Below are 21,046 nucleotides of genomic sequence, written 5' to 3'. Positions count from 1 at the left end.
TGCTGGTCCATCTATGGGGAAACATGTCTCGAGAGGACCCATCCCTTGAAAGTTGCCATTCAAATGGACCCGATCGGTCCGATCAATATCGACGCCGACAGCACCTTTCGCATCATGGAAGAGGCGCAAAAGCGCGGCCATGAGCTGTTCTACTACACGCCGGAGCATCTGGCCTTCCAGGAAGGCCGCGTCACCGCCCGCGGTTGGCCCGTCGAGGTGAAACGCGTCAAGGGCGATCACTACAGCCTCGGCGAAATGGTCGAGGTGGATCTCTCCGACTATGACGTGGTCTGGCTGCGTCAGGACCCGCCCTTTGACATGGGCTATATCACCACCACGCATCTGCTCGAGCGGCTGACGCCCGAAACTCTGGTGGTCAACGACCCGTTCTGGGTGCGCAATTACCCCGAGAAACTGCTGGTGCTGGATTTTCCGGAGCTGACGCCGCCGACCGCGATCGCCCGCGATCTCGAGACCATCAAGGCATTCAAGGACAAGCACGGCGACATCATCCTCAAACCGCTCTACGGCAATGGCGGCGCCGGCGTGTTCCGCCTGGACCCGAATGATCGCAACCTTTCGTCGCTGCACGAGCTGTTCACCTCCATGTCGACCGAGCCGATGATCGTGCAGAAATTCCTGCCCGACGTGTCGAATGGCGACAAACGGGTGATTCTCGTCGATGGCGAACCTGTCGGTGCGATCAACCGCGTGCCGCAGGCGGGTGAGACGCGGTCGAACATGCATGTCGGCGGGCGCCCGGAAAAGGTCGGCCTCTCTGAGCGCGATCTGGAGATCTGCGCGGCGATCGGCCCGCTTCTGAAAGAGAAAGGCCAGATTTTTGTCGGTATCGATGTGATCGGCGATTATCTCACCGAGATCAACGTCACCTCGCCCACCGGCATTCAGGAACTCGAGCGTTTCGATGGCACCAACACGGCCGAGCTGATCTGGCAGGCGATCGAAGCCAAGCGGGGCTGATCGGCAGGGTGGAGGAGCGCGGTCCATGAGCTTTCGCATGCGATTGTTCGCCGGGGCCCTGAGCCCCGTGGTGCGCGGCGCCTTCACCCATGCTCAGAACCCGGTGCCTCTGCGCGAAGGCATGGATCTCGCCGCGAAAGCCTCGCTCTTCGTGCCGCCGGGCACCGAGGTGAGGCGCGATGCGCTTGGTCTGCCGGGGATGTGGATCAGGCCACCCGGAGCGCGTCAGGATCGCGTCATCCTGTTCTTTCACGGCGGCGGCTATATCGCCGGTAGCCCACATACCCATAAACGTCTCGCCTGGCGTCTGGCGCAGCTCGCCGATCGGGCGGTGTTCCTGCCGGCTTACCGCCTCGCCCCGGAACATCCGGCGCCGGCGGCGTTCGAAGACGCTGCAACGATCTGGCGGGCGCTTCTGAGCTCCGGCTTTGCGCCCGAACAGGTGGTGATCGGCGGTGACAGCGCCGGTGGAGGCCTGACGCTTTCGCTTCTGGCGCAGCTCTGTGCCGAGGCCACGCCACCGGCCGGCGCCTTCGCCTGGTCGCCCTTTACCGATCTGACGCTTTCGAGCCCCTCGCATCACGACAATGCCGAGTGCGACCATTTCTTTCCGCCCGCCCGCGCCCGCGACCTGACCACGATGATCCTTGGCGATCTGTCGCCCGAGGACCCGCGGGTCTCGCCGCTTTTTGCCCGCTTTCCAAATTGCCCGCCGGTGCTGCTCCAGGCCTCCGAGAGCGAGCTCCTGCGCGATGATTCCGTCCGCATGGCCGAATATTTGCGCGCGGAGCGGGCGCAAGTGACGCTTCGCCTCACGGAGGGCGCGCCGCATGTCTGGCAGATGTTCGACGGGATCTTTCCGGAAGCCCGTCAGGCCATTCGCGAAACCGCCGAGTTCGTCAAAGCCGTTGCCGATTGAGGTCAGTTCAGTACGCCCGAGACCACCCGATAGCTGAGCGCTTCGGCGAGGTGCGGACGGGCGATTGCCTCTTCCTCCGCCAGATCCGCGATGGTGCGTGCGACCCGCAAGACCCGGTGATAGCCCCGTGCCGACAGGCCGAGCTTTTCCGCCGCCTTGGTGAGGAGCGCACGGCCTTCCGCATCCGGCGTGGCGATCTCGTCGAGGATCTGCCCCTCGATCTGGGCATTGGTTCGGAGCCCCGTGCCCTCATAGCGTTCCGCCTGTCGCGCCCGCGCCGCAGCCACCCGGGCGGCGACCGCGGCGGAGCTGTCGCCCGAAGGCGGCAGGTCGAGATCCTGAAACTGCACCGGCGGCATTTCGAGCCGCAGGTCGAAGCGATCCATCAAAGGTCCGGAGATGCGCCCGAGATAGTCCTCGCCGCATAGGGGCGCCTTGCTGCAGGCGCGTTCCGGGTCGGGCAGGTAACCGCATTTGCACGGGTTGGCGGCGGCGACCAGCATCACCCGCGCCGGATAGTGCATATGCGCATTGGCGCGGGCCACCATGATCTCGCCGGTCTCGATGGGCTGGCGCAGGGTCTCCAGCACCGGGCGGGGAAATTCCGGCAATTCATCTAGGAACAGCACGCCATTATGCGCCAGCGACACCTCGCCCGGCTGCGCGCCGCGCCCGCCACCGACGATGGCGGCCATGGAGGCGGTGTGATGCGGCTCGCGAAACGGCCTTTCGCGCGATATGCCCCCTTCGTCCAGCAACCCGGCGAGCGAATGGATGATCGAGGTCTCGAGCGCCTCTTGGGCCGACAGTGGCGGCAGGATCGTCGGCAGGCGCGCGGCCAGCATGGATTTGCCGGAGCCGGGCGTGCCGACCATGAACATGTGATGACCGCCGGCGGCGGCGATCTCCAGCGCACGTTTGGCGCGTTCCTGACCTTTGACGTCGCGCAGATCCTTGTGATGGTCGGGCCGGGTGACCTCGCCCGGCTCGGCTTCGCGCAAGGGACGGTCCCCGGTGAAATGATGCAGCAATTGCCCGAGGCTCTTGGCCGCAATCACCGGCGTCGCCCCGACCCAAGCGGCCTCCGATCCGCACCCCTCGGGGCAGGCCAGAACACAGTCCAGTTCGGCGGCGGTGAGCGCGGCGGGCAGGGCGCCGTTCACCGCCACCAGCGACCCGTCCAAGGCCAGTTCGCCGAGTGACAGGATGCCTTGTGCCGCCTCTTCCGGGATCAGCCCGGTGGCGGCGAGAATGGCAATGGCGATCGGCAGGTCGAAATGCGAACCGACTTTGGGCAGATCAGCGGGCGAAAGGTTGATCACCAGCTTTTTCGACGGCAGCGCGATTTGCATTGCCGCAAGCGCCGCGCGAACCCGTTCGCGTGCCTCGGTGACCGCCTTGTCCGGCAGGCCGACGATGGTGAAACTCGGCAGGCCCGGGGCGACGGCGCATTGCACCTCGATGGCACGCGCCTCCACCCCTTCGAAAGCGACGGAAAATGTCCGCGCGACCATGGCCAGTTCCCCCTCACGCCTTTGTCGTTCCATCATGCACAAAATGCACCGAATTTCACGCAAAAAGGGTGAGGGCATCCATTTGAACAACCTATGCGAGCTTTCTATGCGGGATCGGGCCAGTCTTGTGTCGGCAGGTCGAGCGCATAGGGGGCCGGGTCATAGCTGACCTTCAATCCTTCGGCGCGCCAGGCCTTGAAGGCCGGGTCCTTGAGATGTGTCGCGACATAGGCCTGGAGGCGTTGGGAAACCGGCAGGTCATACCCCGTGATCCGGGCCGCCACCGGGGCGTAGAAGGCATCTGCGGCGGTGAAGCGGCCGAACAGCCAGGGGCCCTCGCCGGAGAAGCGCTCAAAGGCGATGCCCAACACCAGCTCCAACCGGTCGAGATCGGCTTGGACCGCATCCGTTATCTCAAAGCCTTGATATTGATGCAGCAATTGCATCGCGCAGGCGCCGCGCAGCGCCGTGAACCCGGCATGCATTTCGGCGACCAGCCAGCGGGCGTAGATCCGGGCCTCTGCGTCCTCGGGCCAGATCCCGGCCTCGGGATGACGCTCGGCCAATGTCTCTGCCAAGGCGATGCTCTCGCCGATCACCCAGCCTTCGGGTGTGCGCACGGTTGGCACGAAACGCGCAGGGGTCAGCGGCTTCAGCTCTTCTTGCATGGTGCCAGCATAGAGTCCGAGCAAATGCTCGGTATAGGGGATGCCGAATTTCTCAAACAGAAGCCAGCCGCGCAGCGACCAGCTCGAAAAGCTTTTGTCGGCGATGAAAAGGTCGTAAGACATGGGGATCTCCAGATGGTTTGGCCCATCCTAATATGAATTATACCATCACAATAATTCATAATTGTATGATTTTTCATCAATATTTGTGATTTATTTGAGCGCAAGACCAAGGCCCGTCAAGCCCCTCGGGACAATCGATCACGGTGCAGGACAGCGGGTCGATCTGATGGCCGAGCGCCTCATGGGCAGAGCAGCGCAGCGCCTTTTGCAAGAGCGCGAGGATCACCCCCATATGCGCCACCACCACGGTTTCGCCTTTGAGTGCCGTGATGCCTGTATGCACCCGGGTGGAAAAGATGTTCCAGCTTTCGCCGCCGGGCGGCGCCGCCTCGCCGGGGGTTTCAAACACCTGACGTGCCAGTGCGCCGTGGGTCTCCGCAATCTCCGACCAGCTCTTGAGCTCCCAGTCGCCGAAATGCGTCTCGCGCAGCCGCGGATCATGCGGCAGGCGCGGGCGGCTGGCCTGCACCGCGCTGGCGGTCTCGATGGCCCGGCTCAGGTCCGAGGAGATCACTGGCACTTGCGGCAGCGCGGCCTCAAGCCGGGCGATTGCCGCCACATCGGAAAGATCGGCGGGCAGGTCGCTCCAGCCGACAAAGCTCTTGGCATGGGTCGGCCCGTGTCGGATCAGCCAGAGCCGGCTCACAGCAAACCCTCCGGCAAGACGCCCTTGAGCGCGAAGGGCAGGCCCGCCATCACCCCGATGACACAGGAGGCCTGTGTCGCCAGCTGCCGGTTGAGGGTCCCTTGGGCGATCCGGAAACGCCGCGACAGAGCATTGTCGGGCACGATGCCCATGCCGACCTCGTTTGACACGATCACAATCTGCGCCGGGGTGCGGCGCAGCGCATCGATCAGATTTTCGGTTTCAGCGTCAAGGTCGTGATCCGCCAAAAGATGGTTCGTCAGCCACATTGTGACGCAGTCGAACAGGAGAATCTGATCCGCTTTGGCCTCGGAAATCACCCGATCCGCGCTCAGAGGCTCCTCGATTGTGCACCAATCAGCCCCTCTTTCTGTGCGGTGGAGATCAACCTTTGTGCGCATTTCCGTATCGAGCACCTGGGCGCTGGCCAGATACACTTTGTTCAACGTGCTGTTAATGCACATGTTTTCTGCGATATTCGACTTTCCGGAAGAGGCTCCGCCTAGGACAAGTGTCATATTTGCGCACATGATCGTGAGATCCATTTCGGCCTGAATGAGGTAGGGTTTTCCTATCAGGAGTAGCCACCGCTCGCAAATGGCCAGACGCGGCACACGCATGACCTAAACGCCGTGAGTTGAAGCCAGAGCATACAAACCTTTAGGAGGTTCACATGGCACTCGATGTGACTGCATCGGACAACGCCCTGCCGCGGCGGGCGATGAAGGCAGAAATGCTGGACGCGGAAACGGAACAGGAATTGGCACGGGCCTGGCGCGATCATCGCGACGAGGCGGCGCTGCACAGGCTTGTCACAGCCTATATGCGGCTGGCAATTTCCACGGCGGCGAAATTCAAACGCTACGGTGCGCCGATGAACGACCTCATTCAGGAGGCCGGTCTCGGGCTGATGAAAGCCGCCGAGAAATTCGATCCGGATCGCGGCGTGCGGTTTTCCACCTATGCCGTCTGGTGGATCAAGGCCTCGGTGCAGGATTACGTGATGCGCAACTGGTCGCTGGTGCGCACCGGCTCCACCTCGGCGCAGAAATCGCTGTTCTTCAACATGCGCCGGGTTCAGGCGCGGCTGGAGCGCGAGGCCCAGGCGGAAGGCGCCAGCCTCGATCGTGATCAGCTGATGCAGATGGTCGCCATGGATCTCGGCGTGCCGCTTAGAGATGTCGAGATGATGGACGGGCGGCTGTCGGGCTCGGACTTTTCCCTCAATGCCCAGCAATCCGGCGACGAGGAAGGCCGCGAATGGATCGAGACGCTCGCCGACGAGGGTGAAACCACCGCCGAAATGGTCGGTGAGGCGCATGATCAGGCGCAGATCAAGGCTTGGCTGGATCAGGCGATGGATGAGCTTTCGGAACGTGAAAGGTTCATCCTGCGCGAACGCAAGCTCGCCGATGAGCCGCGCACCTTGGAGAGCCTCGGCGAGGAACTGTCGCTCTCCAAAGAACGGGTGCGGCAGTTGGAGGCTGGCGCTTTCGTGAAAATGCGCAAGACGCTCGAACGTCATGGCGAGGCGCTGACCGCGCTCTTTGCCTGAGCTTCAGGATCGCGGTCATGGGCGGACAAGCGGGTTCAGGCCCTTGAGTTTGCCCATGGCGCGCCCTACACCTTTGCGGACAGGTCATTCGACTTGGCGAAGGGGTGTGTAAAGGGGCGGAGCATGCTGAACGGAAAGACCATTCTTCTGATCATCGGCGGCGGGATCGCGGCGTTCAAATCGCTCGACCTGATGCGGCGGCTGCGCGACGAGGGCGTGCGTGTGGTGCCGGTTCTGACCACGGCTGCCGAGGAATTCGTCACGCCGCTGTCGGTCTCGGCGTTGGCCGCCGAAAAGGTCTATCGCGATCTTTTCGATCTCACCGATGAGGCGGAGATGGGCCATATCGAGCTGTCGCGCTCGGCCGATCTCGTCGTCGTCTCGCCGGCCACCGCCGACCTTCTGGCCAAGATGGCCAATGGGCTGGCGAATGATCTCGCTTCGACGCTTTTGCTCGCCACCGACACAAAGGTGCTGGTGGCGCCGGCGATGAATGTGCGGATGTGGGAACACCCGGCGACCCAGCGCAATGTCGCGACGCTCAAGGGCGACGGCGTGATGTTCGTCGGCCCGGAAGAGGGCGCGATGGCCTGCGGCGAATTCGGTCCCGGGCGCCTGTCCGAGACGCCCGATATCATCGGCGCGATCCGCAGCGCCCTGACCGAAGGGCCTTTGAAGGGCAAACATATCCTCGTCACCTCCGGCCCGACTCATGAACCCATCGATCCCGTGCGTTATATCGCCAACCGCTCCTCGGGGGCCCAAGGCACGGCGATTGCCGTGGCGCTGCGGGACCTCGGCGCCGAGGTGAGCTTTGTCACCGGTCCTGCCGATGTGCCGCCGCCCTCGGGGGTCAAGGTGATCCGGGTCGAGACCGCGCGTGAGATGAAGGACGCTGTCGAGGCCGCGCTGCCCGCCGAGGCTGCCGTCTTTGCCGCCGCCGTCGCGGATTGGCGGGTGGCGACGGAAAATGGCTCGAAAATCAAGAAGGTCAAAGGGGAGCTGCCGACATTGGAGTTCGCCGAGAACCCGGACATTCTCGCGGGAGTGAGCCAGATGGAGGCGGGGCGTCCGCGTCTCGTCGTGGGCTTTGCCGCCGAGACCGACGATGTGGTGGCCCATGCCACGGCGAAACGCAAACGCAAGGGCTGCGACTGGATCGTGGCCAATGATGTCTCTCCCGCCACCGGGATCATGGGCGGCAGCGAGAATGCCGTGGTGCTGATCACCGAACGTGGCGCCGACGACTGGCCGCGCATGGGCAAGGATGAGGTGGCGCGGCAACTGGCCTATCGCATCGCCGACCACCTGAATGGAACAGACACATCAAACGCGGGGCGCAGATGAGCATTTCGATCAAAATCCAATGGCTTGAGGGCGCGGACACATCGATCAAACTGCCGGCGCATGAGACCGAACACGCCGCCGGCGCCGATGTCCGGGCGAATTTCCCGCCGGAAGAGCGTGAGACGGGGCTGACACTCGAACCGGGCGAACGTGCGCTCATTCCCACCGGATTTGCCATGGAAATCCCGCCGGGCTACGAGGTGCAGGTACGGCCGCGCTCCGGTCTGGCACTGAAACACGGGATTTCCATGGTCAACACGCCCGGCACCATCGATGCCGATTATCGCGGGCCGATCGGCATCCTGTTGATCAACCACGGGCAGGACCCGTTCCAGATCAATCATGGCGAACGTATCGGCCAGCTCCTCGTCGCGCCGGTTCTGCAAGGCCTCTACACGGTGGCTGAAGACCTCAGCGACACCGCGCGCGGCACCGGCGGTTTTGGCTCCACCGGACAGGCATGAGCGCGCTGGCATGATAGGCTTTCTGATCATTGCTGCCGTGCTCTGGGGCATCGGCGCGCTGACCGGAGCTCCGGCGCGGGCGCGCTGGGCGATGATCGGGGTGCTCTATCTGGCCGTCATTCTGGCGCTCGCGGTGCTGCCCGATCCACATCCGCTGCGCATCACGCTGGGTGGTTCCCTTGGCGAATGGCTTCTGGTCGGGGGCGCGGCGCTGATCGTTGTTACCTATCGCTATGGGCTCGCCGCCCTGCGCAAACGCGCGCGGCCAGAGGTGACGGACGAGCAACCCGCCGGCACTTTCCGCGAGGCGGAACTCGAACGCTACATGCGGCATATCCTGCTGCGTGAGATCGGCGGGCCGGGGCAGAAGGCGTTGAAACAGGCGCGGGTGCTGGTGATCGGCGCCGGCGGGCTTGGCGCGCCGGTGCTCGAATATCTTGCCGCCTCGGGCGTCGGCACCATCGGGGTGATCGATCCGGATGTGGTCGAGGCCTCGAACCTGCAACGCCAGGTGATCCATACCGATGCCCGGCTTGGCATGCCCAAGGTGTTTTCGGCCAAGGAGGCGATGCTGGCGCAGAACCCGTTCATCGAGGTGAAGCCCTATCACCGCGCCTTTGACGAGAGCTGCGCTGAGCTTGTCTCGGAGTATGATCTGGTGCTCGACGGGTCGGACAATTTCGACACGCGCTATCTGGTCAACCGCGCCTGTGTCGCGGCGGGAAAGCCGCTGATCGCGGCGGCGATCACCCAATGGGAAGGTCAAATAAGCACATATAAATCCCATGAAAATGGCCCGTGTTATCAATGCGTGTTCCCTGAGCGTCCCGCCGACGGTATGGTTCCGACCTGCGCCGAGGCTGGTGTGGCCGCGCCGCTGCCGGGCGTCCTCGGCACGATGTTGGCGATGGAAGCGGTCAAGGAAATCACCGGCGCCGGGCAAGGGCTCATGGGGCGTCTGGTCATTCATGACGCGCTCTACGCGGAGACCCGGACGATCACGGTGAAAAAACGCGCCGAATGCCCGATCTGCGGCGGGAAATGACGCCTGCCCCCAGACCGCCCCTTTTCCTTCCGTGCTGCCCGACATAGCTTCTTCGTCAAAGGAGACGCTCATGACCAATGCTTACCTGTCCGACTGGGATACCGCTTTCAACCTTCCGCCCTTCGCGGAGCTGAAGGACGAGGATGTTCGCCCCGCCATCGATGCTGCGCTCGACGAGGGCCGTGCGGCGATCAAGGCGATCACGGACACCCCGGAAGCCCCGACATTCGCCAACACCATTGAGGCGCTGGAACTGGCCGATGCGACGCTGTCGAAAGTTCTGGGGGCGTTTTACGGCATGGCCGGGGCCGACACCAATGACGCGCGCGATGCGCTGATGCGCGAGCTCTCGCCGCTCTTGTCGGCATATTCGTCGGAAATCACCGCGAATTCCGCGCTGTTCGGGCGGATCGAGACGCTCTGGGAGGCGCGCGATACGCTGGGTCTGACGGAAGAACAGGCGCGCGTGCTGATGCTGACCCGTCGCTCCTTCGTGCGCTCGGGTGCCAAGCTCGAAGGCGCGGAAAAGGACCGGATGGCGGCGATCAAATCGCGTCTGGCGAGCCTTGGCACGGAATTCACCCAGAACCTTCTGGCCGATGAGCGCGAATGGTTCATGGAACTGTCGGAGGACGATCTTGAAGGCCTGCCGGATTTCGTTGTCGAGGCCGCACGTGCCGCCGGTGAGGAAAAGGGCGCGAAAGGCCCGGTCGTGACCCTGTCGCGTTCGTTGATCGTGCCGTTTCTGCAATTTTCCCCGCGCCGTGATCTGCGCGAAGTTGCGTTCAAGGCCTGGGCCGCCCGGGGAGAGAATGGCAACGACAATGACAATCGCGAGATTGCCGCCGAGATCCTCAAGCTGCGCGAGGAACGCGCCAAGCTTCTGGGGTACGCCAGTTTCGCCGCCTACAAGCTCGAAACCGAAATGGCCAAGACGCCCGAGGCGGTGCGCGATCTGTTGATGCGGGTCTGGGTCCCGGCGAAAGCGGCGGCCGAAAAGGATGCCGAGGTGCTGGCCGGGATGATGGCCGAGGACGGGATCAACGGCGATCTGGAGCCCTGGGACTGGCGGTATTACTCCGCGATCCGGCGCAAGGCCGAGCATGATCTCGATGAGGCGGAGCTGAAACCCTATTTGCAACTCGAACGGATGATCGAGGCGGTGTTCACCTGTGCCAACCGGCTGTTTGGCCTGGAGTTCACTCCGCTCGACATGACGGTCTATCACCCGGATGCCCGCGCCTGGAACGTGACCCGCGACGGCGAACATATCGCGGTGTTCATCGGCGATTATTTTGCCCGTGGCTCGAAACGTTCGGGCGCCTGGTGCACCGCCATGCGCAGCCAGAAAAAGCTTGCGGGTGACATTCGGCCCATCGTCTTGAACGTGTGTAACTTTGCCAAACCGCCGAAAAATGAACCGGCATTGCTGTCCTATGATGACGCACGCACGCTGTTCCACGAGTTTGGCCATGCCTTACACCAGATGCTTTCGGATGTGAGGCACGAGTCGATCTCCGGCACTTCCGTGGCGCGCGATTTCGTCGAACTGCCCTCGCAGCTCTATGAACACTGGCTGGAAGTGCCGGAAGTGCTTGAAGAATTCGCCACCCATGCCAAGACCGGTGAGGCGATGCCGAAAGAGATGCTCGAGCGGCTTTTGGCGGCCCAGACCTATGATCAGGGTTTTGCCACGGTGGAATATGTCGCCTCGGCGCTGGTCGATCTGGACTTCCACGATGGCGCGGCACCCGCCGATCCGATGGCGGCCCAGGCCGAGACGCTCGAACGTATCGGTCTGCCGCATGCGATCACCATGCGCCACGCCACGCCGCATTTTGCCCATGTGTTTTCCGGCGACGGCTACAGCTCCGGCTATTACAGCTACATGTGGTCCGAGGTGATGGACGCGGATGCTTTCGAAGCGTTTGAGGACAAGGGCGCCTTTGATGCGGCAACGGCCAAGAGCCTGCAGGACAACATCCTCTCCACCGGTGGCTCGAAAGACCCGGAAGAGCTTTACACGGCGTTCCGCGGACGGATGCCGGGGGTCGAAGCGCTGCTCAAGGGGCGCGGGCTTTTGGCCGCAGAGTAAAACGCGCGGGCGGGGCGTTAATCCGCCTCGCCCGCCACATCCTTGTGCACGATCACATCGGCATTGGGATAAGCATCGAGGATCTGACGTTTGAGCTGCGCGGAGATCGCATGGGCCTCGCGCAGGGTCTGATCGCCATCGACCTCGATATGGATATTCACGAAGGGTTTGGAACCCGCCATGCGGGTCTTCAGGTCGTGAAAGGCGAAAATGCCGGGCATGTTCTTCGCCATCTCTTCAATATCTTCGATCATTTCCTGCGGGGCAGCGCGGTCCATCAGCGCATCCCAGGCGGATTTGAAAATCCGAATCGCACCGACGATCAGGATCCCCGCCGCGCCGAGGGCGACAACACTGTCCAATTGGTGGAAGCCGAACAGCGAAGCGGCCAGGAGAGCCAGAATGGCCCCGATATTGGGAATCAGGTCGCCGACATAATGCAGGCTGTCGGCAGAGACCACTTTCGAACCGGTCTTGCGCGCCACATGACGTTGCCAGAGCACCAGCCCGGCGGTGAGCAGGATGGAAAACGCCATCACCGCGATGCCGATCCCTTCGGCGGTCACTTCCTGTGGGGTGGGGGACAGAAGGCGGCGCGCCGAGGTCACCGCAATCACCCCGCCGGAAATCAGGATGAACACGGCCTGCGCCAGCGCCGCGAGATCTTCGGCCGAGGTGTGGCCGAAGGTGTGATCGTCATCCGGCGGGCGCGAGGCATAGTAGATCGCCATCAAGCCACCTAGAGCGATGAGAAAATCCATGGCACTGTCCGCGAGAGAGGCGGCGATCGAGAGCGAGCCGGTGAGGCTCAGCGCCCAGATCTTGGCCAGCACCAAGAGGATCGCGACGGTGACAGAGGCCACACCCGCAGAGATGTTCAGACGGGTCTCATTCATGTTCGGGTCCTACTCATCTTCAGCTCAACAGCAGCTTGTCTTTGATCCGCGCCCAGGCGCGCGGCAGGAAGTTCGCTTTCGCGGGTTCCAGGCACTGCTGTTCCAGGAACCAGTGAAAATACCCCTCGTAATCGAAAGAGGCCATGGTCTCCGGCCCTGCTTCGATTGCGGCATGCAGCTCGGCAACGGTCCGGGGTGTCAATGTCGCCTGCCAATAATCGCTTTTGCCACAGGTGATCACCGGCTTTTTCTGCATCAGCGCCTCGAACCCGGCCGAGGAGTTCTGGGTGATCACCACGCGTGCGGCCTGGATCAGGTCGTGGATCGAGGCGTCCGTCAGTTTGACATTCGGATGGTTCTGGCAAATTTCGACAATGCGCCGGCGGCCCTTCTTGCTCTGCTCGGGATGCGGTTTGACATAGACCAGCGCCTCGCGGTCGAAAGTGGCGGCGGTGTCGATCATCTGTTCGGTGCTGAGATAATGCGAGCCGGGGGTGTCGGTCTCGGTGAGCTGGCACAGGATGGTGGCGGTGGCGATGCGCAGGGGGGCATCCAGCCGCGGTTCCTGACGCAGTTTCGAGATATTCTCGCGCAGCATGTAGCCGGTGACGCCGTTGAAGAAATACTCGGCCGCTTCGCGATCCGCGGTGTCGGGGCTATACTGGGGGCTGTACCGGGCGAAGCGCAGCGAGCTGTTGTAGCCGTGGCCCAGCTCGTCGAGATACCAGAACCCCCAGAGATAAGAGGGGAAGGCATGCAGAATGGTCGGCCCGTACATGGCCGGTCCGCCGACGATCAGGTGGAAATGATCCTCGGTCAGCAGCGCGCGTGAGGCGCGCGAATTGCCCTCGGCCAGAAACGGGGTGAGCCCGTTTTCCGCCAGATGCGGTGTGAGCTTGGTGAAGAAATCGTGCCGGCCCTCGGCGATGGCGTCATGCCAGTTGTCATAGCCGTGGATCACACAGGATTTCAGCCCGGGCGGGACGTTGCGGGCGGCCAGAGGCGATTTGATCTGCTCCATGGCCTTTCACTCCAGGATCTCGTCCGGGCGCACGCCCCAGAGACCGGATTTCAGCACCCAGCCCTTGTAGCCATCGGCCGAGACCTTGCACCAGCTGATGTCGCATTCCAGAAGCCGCAGAATGACGTTTTTCTCGGCCTGGGCCGTGAGGCGCGACTGCGGATCGGGGCGGGAGAACAGATCGATACTGTCGTCGATGACGAGCGCGGTGCGCACGCCGGAGATCAGTGAATAATGCAGCCATCCGGTGGCGCCCTCGACATCGCGCACGCGTCTCCAATGGCCGTATTCTGCAAAGACCTCGAGCGGGTAGCCATGTTCGACAAAGACCCAGTCGATCCGATGCGACAGCGAGGGCCCGCGCCGGACATTGGCCTTGTCGCTTTTCAGCGAGACGAAACGCGGCAAGGGCAGGTTGGTCACCGGACCACGGGTCGGCCCCGGTTTGGCTGTGGTCGCAGTCGTGGTCGTGGCCTCGGGTGCGGTTCCGGTCGCGGAGCCATCGGCGGAGGCAGGCTGAAGCGGGGCGGCGAGCATCAGGCACAGGGCCAAAAAGAGGGCGACGGGCAGGGCATGATGCGAATTTTGGCCCAAATCCTGGCCCAAATTCCGGCGCGAAATCCCGCGCGTAATCCGACAGCGGCCCAAACAGCGGCCCAGACATCGCCCCAGTCCGTGGATCAGCGTCATGGAGGTCAAATCCCGCCTGCTACTTCTCATCACCCAACCTGCTCTGCCGTCACTGATTTTTCGCTTTTCCTCGCGACCGCCGGTCACGCCGGATGTCGCGGAGGAGGCCGCGATACGGCGCGCCTCACGCCTTGGGTGTTTATCCTTTACGGCTTGCCGGGATGCAATCCAGTTTGCCAGTATGGGGGTGAAAAAGAAAGAGAGGGGGCGGCTATGGCGAAAACGCGTCTCAAGGTGGTGGTGACACGGGCCTTGCCGGAACAGGTTGAGACCCGGATGAAGGAGCTTTTCGATGTCGAGCTGAACATCGGCGACGGGAAGATGGACCGCGATGCCCTGATTGCCGCCATGCAGAGGGCCGAGGTTCTGGTGCCCTGTGTCACCGACCGGATCGATGCGGAAATGATCGGCCAGGCCGGTGAGCGGTTGAAGCTCATTGCCAATTATGGTGCCGGGGTCGATCATATCGATGTCGTCGCGGCCAAGGCCCGGGGCATTTATGTCAGCAACACCCCAGATGTGATGACCGAGGATACGGCGGATATGGTCATGGCGCTGATGCTGGCCGTGACAAGGCGTATCCCCGAAGGTCAGGCGGTGATGCAGGCCGGCACCTGGCAGGGCTGGGCGCCGACGGCCTTTCTCGGCCAGAGGCTCAACGGCAAGCGTCTCGGCATTCTCGGCATGGGCCGGGTCGGACAGGCGGTGGCGCGCCGGGCGCGGGCCTTTGGCCTGTCGGTGCATTATCACAATCGCCACCGCCTCCATGAAGAGATCGAAGAGGGGCTCGGGGCGACATGGTGGGACAGTCTGGATCAGATGCTGTCGCGCGTCGATATCCTGTCGATCAACTGCCCGCATACGCCGGCGACCTACCATCAGATCAACGCAAGGCGGCTGAAGCTGATGAAACCGACCTCGGTGATCGTCAACACGTCGCGCGGTGAGGTGATCGATGAGAATGCCCTGACCCGTGGTCTGCGGGCCGGCGAGATCGGCGGTGCCGGGCTCGATGTCTTCGAACATGGTCATCAGGTCAATCCGCGGCTGCGCGAGTTGCCGAATGTGGTGCTCCTGCCGCATATGGGCTCGGCCACGGTCGAGGCGCGGATCGAGATGGGCGAACGGGTGATGCTCAACATCTGCACCCTCTCCGACGGCTTGCCGCCGCCGGATATGGTGCTGCCCGAGATGGTGTGACCCGGGCGTTCGGGAGATCGGTGATCAGTCCCGCTGATCGCGAATGAACGTGCCGTTGTTGAGCTCTTCGAAGGCCTGCATCAGCTCTTCGCGGGTGTTCATCACGATCGGCCCGTGCCAGGCCACCGGCTCCTTGAGCGGCTGACCGGAGATCAACAGGAAGCGCACGCCATCGGGGCCGGAATTGACCACGATCTCATTGCCCGTGTCGAAATTCACCAGCGTGCGGTTGCCTGACATGTCGCGGATATTGACCTCTTCGCCATTCACCTCCTTTTCGACCCGCACGCCGTACGGGTTGGAGGCATCGCGGAAGGAGGCAGAGCCCGCGAAAATGTAAGCAAACGTATTGGCATAGGTGTCGACCGGCAGGGTCTTGCGCGTGTTGGGCGGCACCGAAATGTCCAGATACAGCGGATCGGCGGCGATCCCGTCGACCGGTCCGCGCTTGCCCCAGAAGGAGCCGGTGACGATTTTCACCTTGGTGCCATCGTCATCGATGATCTCGGGGATATCGCTGCCCTGAATGTCCTGATAGCGCGGTGCGGTCATTTTCAAGGACGACGGCAGGTTGGCCCAGAGCTGAAACCCGTGCATCTGGCCGGTGGCGTTGCCGCGCGGCATTTCCTGATGCAGGATGCCCGATCCGGCGGTCATCCATTGCACAGATCCGGCGCCCAAGACACCCTTGTTGCCGAGGCTGTCGCCATGCTCGACCTCGCCGTCCAGCACATAGGTGATGGTTTCGATGCCGCGATGCGGATGCCAGGGGAAGCCCTTTTCGAATTTCTTCGGATCGTCATTGCGGAAATCATCGAAGAGCAGGAAGGGATCGAATTCGCGCGGTTTGTGAAAGCCGAAAGCACGATAGAGATGCACACCAGCGCCCTCGAGTGTGTATTGACCCTCGGAGGTGGATTTGACTGGGCGAAAAGTCAGGATGAGACTCCTTGTATGAGTACTTGCCGCCATGATGCGGCAGGTCGCGCTGTGCGTAAATACTAGCAGGCGAACCGGATGTGTGCACCACCGCGCAATTGTTGCGGGGGATGAACATGTGCATCGGACAGGAGCCAGGTGACGAGAGGGCACGAAGGAGAGAGGATCACCCGGGGCATGGCCATCCCGTTCCGCAGTGCCATCGCGCAACGACGCGGCCGCCGGACAGCCCTTTTGTCCGTGATCAAGCCTCAAAAAAGAAGCGCCCCGTGGGGCGCTGTCTCTATTTCTTGTTCGAGCCGTAGACATTGTCCTGGGTCGGGAAGGCGCGGGATTTGACGTCCTCGGCATAGTCCGCAATCGCCTCTTCGATCGCCGCGCCGACCGCACCGAATTTCTTGACGAACTTCGGGACCCAGTCGTTCAGCCCCAGCATGTCTTCCATGACGAGGATCTGCCCGTCGCAGGTTTTCGAGGCGCCGATGCCGATGGTCGGCACATCGATCGCCTTGGTGATCCGATCCGCGAGCGGTTCCACCACGCCTTCGACCACCACGGCAAAGGCGCCGGCCTCGGCCACCGCCACTGCATCGTCGATATGGAATTGCCAGCTCTCTTCGTCGCGGCCCTGGGTCTTGAACCCGCCCATGATATTGGTGGACTGCGGCGTCAGGCCGATATGGGCCATCACCGGGATGCCACGCTCGGACAGGAATTTGATCGTCTCCGCCATGCGCGCGCCGCCTTCGAGCTTCACCGCCTGACATTGGGTTTCCTTCATGATCTTCGCGGCGTTGCGGAAGGCCTGAGACGGGCTTTCCTCATAGGACCCAAAGGGCATGTCGACCACAACCAGCGCGCGTTTCGTGCCGCGCACCACCGCCTTGCCGTGCATGATCATCAGATCGAGCGGCACGCCCACCGTGCTCTCCATCCCGTGCATCACCATGCCGAGACTGTCGCCCACCAGCAGGAAATCGCAGTATTTCTCGGCAATTGCCGCCGTGTGCGCGTGATAGGACGTGAGCGAGACGATCGGCTCGCCGCCCTTGCGCTCGCGGATCTGCGGGACCGTGATGCGGCGAATGGTTTCGGTTTGTGTGGACATGGGTTCCTCCTCACGGAATCAGGGCAGGGTGGGGGGCGGTTTCGATGCGACCCGGCGCTCAGGTCAGTTTTCAGGCCGGTTTTCAGGCCGGCTCAGCCACCCTTTGGTCAATCAATAGCACATCGCCGAAACGCGCGGCGAGCAGGATCACCACGGGACGGGTGATCTTGCCCTCCACGTCCTGCAGCGTCTCGGCATCGCGGACATCGACGCTCTCGATCCGGGCGCGTGGTTCGCGGGCGATGAAGTCGCGGATCTCCTGTTCGAGCTCCGGGGCGGAGCGCCCGTCGGAGAGCTCGTAATCGGCATAGGCCAGCGCTTTGTTCAGGATGAGCGCGGCCTGGCGGTCTTCTGGCGTGAGCCGCACATTGCGCGAGGACATGGCCAGACCGTCGAGCTCGCGCACGGTCGGCACACCGGTGATTTCGATCGGCATGTCGAGATCGCGGACCATGGTCTTGACGACCTGCAGCTGCTGGTAATCCTTTTCGCCAAAGAACGCCTTGTCGGCGCCGGTGATGTTGAACAGCTTGGTGACCACGGTGCAGACGCCCTTGAAATGGCCGGGGCGCAGCGCTCCCATCAGCACCTTGTCCAGCTCTTCGGTCAGAACCGTGGTCTGTTTTTGCGGATGATAGATCTCTTCGACCGAGGGACAGAAGACGGCATCCACACCCTCGGCCTCGAGCAGGGTAAAGTCACGGGCCTCGTCGCGCGGGTAGGCGTCGAGGTCGGCGGCCTCGCCGAATTGGGTGGGGTTGACGAAAATCGATACGATCACGCGGTCGCTCGCGGCCTTGGCCTGGCGCACCAGCGTCATATGCCCTTCGTGCAGGAACCCCATGGTCGGCACCAGCCCGACGGTTTCCCCTTTGGCCCGAAAGGCTTGGATCGTCTCGCGGATTTCTTGCTTTGTCCGGCAGATCTTCAAGTGATGTCCTCCTCACCCAAACGGGCCCATCCTGGCGGACAGTACAAAGGGATCGCCAGAGCGGCAAGCAGATCGCAGGGCGAGACAGTCCCGCCGGTTTCATGGAAACTCCCCGCAGGGTCCAAATTTTCGCCATGTTTTGTTGCAATTCTGGCGACGGTATTCGTCATCTTTTGGGAATTGTTCGGGGGAATTTACATGGGGACCTTTGGAAAAACGCTGAGTCTGATGGGATTTGCCATCGGGGTCGTGGTGTCGATCCTTGTCTACGCACAATATTCGCAGACCCAATCCGAAGTGATGTCGATCGTCTCGGACAGAATGCAGAGCATGCCGAGCACGGATTTCTATGTAGAGGGTCAGGAAGAACAGCCCCCGACGCTTTCCGTGGCCAAGGTGACCGCGCCGAAAAGCAGCTCAGGGGTGCGCCAGTTCGAGATCGAACATGTCGAAGCCCCGGCACAGACCGGCAGTGTCATTATTTATGACAATGGCGAGGGCGCCGGTTCCGATCCGGCAACCGAGGTCGAGGTGACCGTGGAGAAAACCCTGCCGGAGTCGGCGAGTTTCGGTGAGAAAATCACCTTCTATTTTGGTCGTGTCAGCGCCTGGCTCTTCGGTGAGCGCGAAGAGAAGGTCGAAATGTCTTGCCGGCCGAAAGCGGGCGGGGGCAAGGTCTGTACCGTGACCCGAAGCTAAGCCTGTCTGCCGATTGCCGGTGGCTGTCTGACACGAGTTTGTGCAATGTATTCTGATTCTGTATTTCGACATGTCTGTGCGGCGCTGGGGATCGCCATGGCGGTGTCCCTGGCCACACCGGGGCTGGCGCAGCGCGTTGGGGAACCGTTGCCGGGAGCCCAGAGCCGCAGCGAGGTCGATGTGCCGCATGAAGATCTGAATCCCCAGACAATCCCGGCGCCGGTCGTTGCGCCCGATCCGCCCTTGGAGCCGGTCGAGGCGCCCGAGGAGCGGGAAGGGGCTCTGGCCAAACTGGCCCGGATCATCCGGGTCTGGTTGTTCGGGCCGGAGCCGGAGATCGTACAGGAAATGCGCTGTTTCACCGACAAGTTTGGCGCAAAGACCTGCAAGCTGGTGGATGTGGCCAAAACCGACTGATCGCCGCTGATTGCCGGGTCGTCCTGTCTCGGCCACGAGCCGGGCGAGCATCCGGACTGACATCCGGGCCGGCATTCAGACCGACAAAACAATAGGCGCGCTGGCTCCCCGGCGCGCCTTTGTGTTTTCCGTCCTTGTCTTTCCGGTCGTGCCGGTCGGGCTCAGTCCTGAAGGGCCGCGTATTCATCCCAGCATTCGAGCGCCTTGCCGGCATACATCAGCACCGGTCCGCCGCCCATCTGCACGCACATGGCGAGCATTTCGGCGAGTTCCTCGCGGGTGCCGCCCTGTTTCATCAGGGCTTCGACGTGAAACCCGACGCAAGGGTCGCAGCGCACGCCGATGGCGATCGCCAGCGCGACGAATTCCTTGGTCTTGCCGTCGAGAAGATCGCCCTCCATCGCCGCTTTCGACATGGCGCCGAACCCTGCCGGAATGTTGCGATTGGCCTTGTTGAGGGCGCGAAGCGCATCGCGCATGCTTTCGTTCTTTTCCACCCAGGACATGGGGTCTCCTTGTTCGCTTGTTGCTTCGTTGGCGCTGTCTTTTGCACAGGCAGCATGACGCGACTTTGATCCGGGTCAAACATATTCGGGTGCTGATATGGCGCTTTTGCAGGTCCGCCATGCAGAGGCGTGACAGGCAAAGGGCCCGCGCGAGATGCACGGGCCCCGTTTGCTCGGTCGTGAGTTGCGGGTGCCGCTTACTGCGGGATCTCGCCGGTCAGACCTTCGATGTAGAAATTCATGCCGGCGAGCGTGCCATCGTCGGCGACTTCGCCTTCGGCGAGCCAGGCGGAACCGTCTTGTTTGTTGATCGGGCCGGTGAACGGGTGGTATTCGCCCGAGGCGATGGAGGCGGTCAGAGCCTCTGCACCTGCCTTGATCTCGGCGGGCACGGCGGAGGACACCTCGCCGATGCCGACCATGCCGGCGCCGATGCCGTCCCAGGTGTTGTCGGTTTCCCAGGTGCCGTCGATCACCGCCTGAACGCGTTCGATGTAATAGGGCGCCCATTCGTCAATAATGGACGAGATGCGCGGCATCGGGCCGAATTCGGCCATGTCGGCGGCTTGACCGAAGGTGTAGACATTGCCGGCCTTCTGCGCGGTGATCTGCGGTGCGGTCGAGTCGGTGTGCTGCAGCACCACGTCGATGCCCTGATCGATCATCGCCTGAGCGGCGTCGGCCTCTTTCGCCGGGTCGAACCAGGTGTTCAGCCAGACCACGGACATTTCCACATCCGGGTTCTCTTTCTTGGCGTGCAGGAAGGAGGAGTTGATGCCGCGGATCACTTCCGGGATCGGGAACGAGCCGATGTAGCCGATCTTGTTCGACTTGGTCATGTGACCGGCGAGGTAGCCCTCGACCGCACGGCCTTCATAGAAACGTGCGGAATAGACGCCGACGTTCGGCGCGGTCTTGTAGCCGGTGGCGTGCTCGAATTTCACATCCGGGAATTTGCCGGCGACGTTGATCGTCTGATCCATGTAGCCAAAGGAGGTGGTGAAGATGATATCGGCACCCGACAGGGCCATCTGGGTCATCACGCGTTCGGCGTCCGGGCCTTCCGGCACGCTTTCCTGCTCGACCAGTTCGACGGCATCGCCGAAATGCTCGGCCATCACCAGAGCGGCCTCGTGATGGTGCTGGGACCAGCCGCCGTCGTTGCGCGGACCGACATAGATGAAGCCGACCTTCACCGGGTCCTGGGCAAAGGACGGAAAGGCCGCGCCCAGAGCCAGTGCGGAAGCCGCAGCAGCGGTCAGCAGAGTTCTACGTTTCATGG

22 protein-coding genes are annotated in these 21,046 nt (G+C 62.6%); 10 read left to right on the top strand and 12 right to left on the bottom strand.

Translation table 11 applies throughout. The annotated features are described in order from the left end of the window. The first annotated feature begins 45 nt into the window (after nt 1-45). Both gshB and BM151_RS08990 read left to right on the top strand, forming a co-directional pair. The gene (gene gshB / locus BM151_RS08995) at nt 46-981 is read left to right on the top strand and encodes a glutathione synthase (protein ID WP_090060199.1); all 936 of its coding nucleotides are present in this window, start codon (nt 46-48) and stop codon (nt 979-981) included. 25 nt (nt 982-1,006) lie between these two features. Further along, complete coding sequence (locus BM151_RS08990) at nt 1,007-1,900, top strand: alpha/beta hydrolase (RefSeq protein ID WP_245781158.1); 894 nt, start codon at nt 1,007-1,009, stop codon at nt 1,898-1,900. 2 nt (nt 1,901-1,902) lie between these two features. On the opposite strand, the gene BM151_RS08985 is transcribed toward BM151_RS08990, so the two are convergent. The 4 genes from BM151_RS08985 to cobU all read right to left on the bottom strand — a co-directional run bounded on the left by BM151_RS08985 (nt 1,903) and on the right by cobU (nt 5,471). Further along, a complete protein-coding gene (locus BM151_RS08985) occupies nt 1,903-3,414 on the bottom strand; it encodes a YifB family Mg chelatase-like AAA ATPase (RefSeq protein ID WP_090060739.1) in 1,512 nt (503 codons plus the stop codon). 104 nt (nt 3,415-3,518) lie between these two features. Continuing rightward, on the bottom strand, nt 3,519-4,205 hold the full coding sequence (locus BM151_RS08980; RefSeq protein ID WP_090060198.1) for a glutathione S-transferase: 687 nt from the start codon (nt 4,203-4,205) through the stop codon (nt 3,519-3,521). Between the two features lie 76 nt (nt 4,206-4,281). Further along, nucleotides 4,282-4,851 carry a histidine phosphatase family protein gene (locus tag BM151_RS08975; RefSeq protein WP_090060196.1) on the bottom strand — a complete coding sequence of 190 codons (570 nt, stop codon included), beginning with the start codon at nt 4,849-4,851 and terminating at the stop codon, nt 4,282-4,284. After that, nucleotides 4,848-5,471 (bottom strand): bifunctional adenosylcobinamide kinase/adenosylcobinamide-phosphate guanylyltransferase, encoded by a 624-nt coding sequence (gene cobU, locus BM151_RS08970; RefSeq protein WP_342714559.1) that lies wholly within the window; start codon nt 5,469-5,471, stop codon nt 4,848-4,850. The genes BM151_RS08975 and cobU overlap by 4 nt, the downstream gene beginning before the upstream one ends. 53 nt (nt 5,472-5,524) lie before the next feature. Between cobU and BM151_RS08965 the strand changes: the two genes are divergently transcribed. From BM151_RS08965 to BM151_RS08945, 5 genes are all read left to right on the top strand, one after another. Next, nucleotides 5,525-6,406 carry an RNA polymerase factor sigma-32 gene (locus tag BM151_RS08965; protein WP_090060195.1) on the top strand — a complete coding sequence of 294 codons (882 nt, stop codon included), beginning with the start codon at nt 5,525-5,527 and terminating at the stop codon, nt 6,404-6,406. A 123-nt stretch (nt 6,407-6,529) separates the two neighbouring features. Beyond that, nucleotides 6,530-7,753 (top strand): bifunctional phosphopantothenoylcysteine decarboxylase/phosphopantothenate--cysteine ligase CoaBC, encoded by a 1,224-nt coding sequence (gene coaBC / locus BM151_RS08960; protein ID WP_090060193.1) that lies wholly within the window; start codon nt 6,530-6,532, stop codon nt 7,751-7,753. Then, complete coding sequence (dut, locus tag BM151_RS08955; protein WP_090060192.1) at nt 7,750-8,217, top strand: dUTP diphosphatase; 468 nt, start codon at nt 7,750-7,752, stop codon at nt 8,215-8,217. The genes coaBC and dut overlap by 4 nt, the downstream gene beginning before the upstream one ends. 10 nt (nt 8,218-8,227) lie before the next feature. Next, complete coding sequence (locus BM151_RS08950) at nt 8,228-9,262, top strand: HesA/MoeB/ThiF family protein (protein ID WP_090060190.1); 1,035 nt, start codon at nt 8,228-8,230, stop codon at nt 9,260-9,262. A gap of 70 nt (nt 9,263-9,332) precedes the next feature. Then, nucleotides 9,333-11,357 carry a M3 family metallopeptidase gene (locus BM151_RS08945; protein WP_090060188.1) on the top strand — a complete coding sequence of 675 codons (2,025 nt, stop codon included), beginning with the start codon at nt 9,333-9,335 and terminating at the stop codon, nt 11,355-11,357. A gap of 17 nt (nt 11,358-11,374) precedes the next feature. Here BM151_RS08945 and BM151_RS08940 read toward each other — a convergent pair whose 3' ends face one another. The 3 genes from BM151_RS08940 to BM151_RS08930 are packed head-to-tail and all read right to left on the bottom strand — an operon-like array spanning nt 11,375 to nt 13,811. After that, a complete protein-coding gene (locus BM151_RS08940) occupies nt 11,375-12,253 on the bottom strand; it encodes a cation diffusion facilitator family transporter (RefSeq protein ID WP_090060187.1) in 879 nt (292 codons plus the stop codon). Nucleotides 12,254-12,272: 19 nt separating this feature from the next. Then, entirely contained in the window at nt 12,273-13,274 is a 1,002-nt protein-coding gene (locus tag BM151_RS08935; protein ID WP_090060185.1) for a capsular polysaccharide export protein, LipB/KpsS family, read from the bottom strand. A gap of 6 nt (nt 13,275-13,280) precedes the next feature. Continuing rightward, a complete protein-coding gene (locus BM151_RS08930; protein WP_090060737.1) occupies nt 13,281-13,811 on the bottom strand; it encodes an SH3 domain-containing protein in 531 nt (176 codons plus the stop codon). Between the two features lie 366 nt (nt 13,812-14,177). Between BM151_RS08930 and BM151_RS08925 the strand changes: the two genes are divergently transcribed. After that, on the top strand, nt 14,178-15,164 hold the full coding sequence (locus BM151_RS08925) for a 2-hydroxyacid dehydrogenase (protein WP_090060184.1): 987 nt from the start codon (nt 14,178-14,180) through the stop codon (nt 15,162-15,164). Nucleotides 15,165-15,188: 24 nt separating this feature from the next. Here BM151_RS08925 and BM151_RS08920 read toward each other — a convergent pair whose 3' ends face one another. The 3 genes from BM151_RS08920 to panC all read right to left on the bottom strand — a co-directional run bounded on the left by BM151_RS08920 (nt 15,189) and on the right by panC (nt 18,142). Continuing rightward, complete coding sequence (locus tag BM151_RS08920) at nt 15,189-16,103, bottom strand: pirin family protein (protein ID WP_090060736.1); 915 nt, start codon at nt 16,101-16,103, stop codon at nt 15,189-15,191. A 283-nt stretch (nt 16,104-16,386) separates the two neighbouring features. Next, nucleotides 16,387-17,211 (bottom strand): 3-methyl-2-oxobutanoate hydroxymethyltransferase, encoded by an 825-nt coding sequence (gene panB / locus BM151_RS08915; protein WP_090060182.1) that lies wholly within the window; start codon nt 17,209-17,211, stop codon nt 16,387-16,389. Nucleotides 17,212-17,293: 82 nt separating this feature from the next. Further along, nucleotides 17,294-18,142: a pantoate--beta-alanine ligase gene (gene panC / locus BM151_RS08910; RefSeq protein ID WP_090060180.1), complete on the bottom strand. Its 849-nt coding sequence runs from the start codon at nt 18,140-18,142 to the stop codon at nt 17,294-17,296. Between the two features lie 198 nt (nt 18,143-18,340). On the opposite strand from panC, the gene BM151_RS08905 reads away from it, so the two are divergent. Beyond that, complete coding sequence (locus BM151_RS08905; RefSeq protein ID WP_177213079.1) at nt 18,341-18,841, top strand: hypothetical protein; 501 nt, start codon at nt 18,341-18,343, stop codon at nt 18,839-18,841. 45 nt (nt 18,842-18,886) lie between these two features. After that, the gene (locus BM151_RS08900; protein WP_090060176.1) at nt 18,887-19,258 is read left to right on the top strand and encodes a hypothetical protein; all 372 of its coding nucleotides are present in this window, start codon (nt 18,887-18,889) and stop codon (nt 19,256-19,258) included. Between the two features lie 161 nt (nt 19,259-19,419). Here BM151_RS08900 and BM151_RS08895 read toward each other — a convergent pair whose 3' ends face one another. After that, on the bottom strand, nt 19,420-19,764 hold the full coding sequence (locus BM151_RS08895; protein ID WP_090060175.1) for a carboxymuconolactone decarboxylase family protein: 345 nt from the start codon (nt 19,762-19,764) through the stop codon (nt 19,420-19,422). A gap of 197 nt (nt 19,765-19,961) precedes the next feature. Then, complete coding sequence (locus tag BM151_RS08890) at nt 19,962-21,044, bottom strand: BMP family ABC transporter substrate-binding protein (protein WP_090060173.1); 1,083 nt, start codon at nt 21,042-21,044, stop codon at nt 19,962-19,964. Nucleotides 21,045-21,046: the final 2 nt, after the last annotated feature.

The organism is Celeribacter neptunius (assembly GCF_900113955.1).
Classification (GTDB): Bacteria; Pseudomonadota; Alphaproteobacteria; order Rhodobacterales; family Rhodobacteraceae; genus Celeribacter; species Celeribacter neptunius.
Note: the sequence above shows the minus strand (reverse complement) of the source record. Positions and strands in the feature narration are given on the sequence as shown.